The 2,917-nt window shown below is 47.6% G+C and carries 1 protein-coding gene; it reads left to right on the plus strand.

Annotated features, from left to right (window positions below; genetic code table 11):
• Positions 1-102 precede the first annotated feature (102 nt).
• Positions 103-2,841, plus strand: coding sequence for a calcium-binding protein (locus ACTHUE_RS14455; RefSeq protein ID WP_440423834.1), 2,739 nt, complete (start codon positions 103-105; stop codon positions 2,839-2,841).
• The last annotated feature ends 76 nt before the right edge of the window (positions 2,842-2,917 follow it).

Below are 2,917 nucleotides of genomic sequence, written 5' to 3' on the forward strand. Positions count from 1 at the left end.
CTAGTATATACAGCCTAAACACAATACAAATTAAGCAATACCGGCCATATGCCGGATACGTTTACTTCCTTGTTACTCTCATCAATATCTAAAGAAAATATCATGACAATCGAAAAAGCAATGCGCACCCCCAATGCGCAATTTGAATTACGACATTTAGAGCAATTACAACCTTCCGTCTTTGAACAAGTAACGATAGGAACGTCGGAAGATGACGTTTATTATGTAACCCTCAGTGACGATACAATCATTGAAAACCCAAATGGTGGCGATGATACGGTTTGCAGCAACGTCAGCTATACCCTTCCAAACCACGTTAAAAACCTTGTTTTGACCGGTACAGCCAACATTTTCGGTGCCGGCAACAACAGCAACAACATCCTCATCGGCAATGAAGGCCGCAACCGCCTCAACAGCGGGCGCGGTGACGACATCGTTTACGGCGGCGGTGGCAACGATGTCATCAATGGGGGCGAAGGCAACGACCTTCTTTTCGGCGAAACAGGCAATGACATCCTCAACGGCGAAGCAGGCAACGATGTGCTTGAAGGTGGCGAAGGCGACGATACCTACCTTTTCTCTGCCAAAAACGAGCAAGACACCATCATCGACAATCAAGGCCACAACAGCATCCGCTTTCATACCGATCTAAGCCTTAACGATTTAACCGTTGAAGTCCAAAACAACGAAACCGGTGGTAAAGACTGGCTGATTGCCGTAAAAAACAGCAACGCCGTTTTAACCATCAAAAACCAATACACTCAAAACGGTACAACACCGGCAGTCTCCCACTTCATCATTGGCACTCAAAAACTGGATGTAAACAACTTTGCCAAATATTTCGATATTTCCCTGGCTGAGCATACCGAAATCGGTCAGACCATCGATGGCAGCGACGACAATGACTACCTGATCGGCACATCCGGCGATGATATGATCGACGGCAAAGCCGATGCCGACATTATGGAAGGTGGGGACGGCAATGACACTTACTACGTTGATGATGTAAAAGACGTGGTGATTGAACAGGCTGGCGGTGGCGAAGATACCGTATTCAGCAGCATTTCTCATACTGCCGCTACTCACGTCGAAAATGTTACCTTGACCGGCTCGGCCAATATTTTTGCCGCCGGCAACAACAGCAATAACATCCTGACCGGTAACGAAGGCCGCAACCGCCTCAATAGCGGACGTGGTGATGATACCGTTTACGGCATGGGTGGCAACGATAACCTCAACGGCGGCGACGGCAACGATTATCTGGATGGCGGCGACGGCAACGATGTCATCAACGGTGATGCAGGCGACGACATTTTAGTGGGCGGCAACGGTAAAGACATTCTGAAAGGCGGAGCCGGAAACGATACCTATATCTACGGCGACAACGATACCATTATCGACAACCAAGGCATCAATACCCTCAAGTTTTCAGACGGCCTGAACAATGCCAAGCTCAACCTGAAGACCATTCATAACAATGATGGCAGCCAAAGCTGGGAAATTACTTCAGAACAAGGTTCAGCCTTGATTCAAAACCAAATCGGTGCGGATGGCAGCATTTCCATCGACCGCTTCCAGTTTAACGACCAAACTTACACTGCCACTCAGTTCCAACAAGCCTTTCAACCTGTGAAAGCTGAAACCATTAAATTTGCCGGTACTGACGGCGATGACACTTTGCATGGTAATGCAGCCAACAATGAAATCGACGGCGGCAACGACGGCCATGACACCCTCTATGGCCACGACGGCGATGACATCTTGCGCGAACACAGTGCAACCTATTACAGCACTGAGCCAGATTCCGACGATAAACTCTACGGCGGCAACGGTAACGACAAACTCTATGCCCATGTAGGTGCCGACCTGCTTGACGGCGGCGCAGGCAATGATTACATGGAAGGCGGCGAACACAACGATACCTATGTTTTCGGCAAAGGTTACGGTCACGACACCATTTTTGACTTCAACTTCGGTTTTGATAGCAAAGCAAGCCTACACAGACTCAACGCCAACGTCGTGAAATTTACCGGCGGCATTACCCTTGACGACCTCGAAATTACCATTGAAAAAGGTTACGACAAAACCAGTATTATCAACATGCCTGACAGCTCTCAATTTGTGACCAATCCCCTGCTGGATGGTGATACTTGGCATATCCGCATTAAAGGCACAGACGATGTTTTAACCATCAAAAACCAAAGCGGTATTTATGGTGCAATTTCCGAGTTTCAGTTTGACGGCAATACCTCATACAGCATGGGCGAGCTGATCAACCACTTCAAACTGTCTATCCCGCACATGATCGGCAATACAAACATCGTCCAATACACCGGCCAACCCGTTGAAGAACTCAACCGTGATGTATACAACAACTTCAACCACACCATTCACGCCAATAGCGACAACAGCGATTTAGATTTGTCGCGTTACACTTCTGTTGTCGAATACAGGGGCAACCGCAGCGATGAAACCATTACTTTGGGTCGAGGCATCAACATCGTTGATACGGCCGGCGGCAACGATACCATTACCGACCTGGGTGCCGAAAACACCGTTATCATGTTTGGCAGAAACAGCGGCAACGACACCTTTAATCCGTATGGTGGCAGCAATACCCAAGTCCTTTTCAAAGAAGGGCTTACGCTGAAAGATTTACAGTTGAAAACCGGCGATGATTGGGTCTTAACCATCAAAGATACAGGCGAAACCCTGACCATCCATGACATTGCCAACAATAATGTCGACAGCTTTGTATTCGGAAACGGTAAGAGCTATACCGCCGATGAAATCAGCAAAGCACTGATGACTGAAAATACACAAAACAACGGTATCCTGTAAAACTCAAAGGCCGTCTGAAACCTTAATTCAGACGGCCTTAGTCCTTTGCTGATTTATTTATCGTTCTGCTATATAA

The sequence above is a fragment of the Neisseria sp. P0021.S005 genome (genome assembly GCF_051956955.1).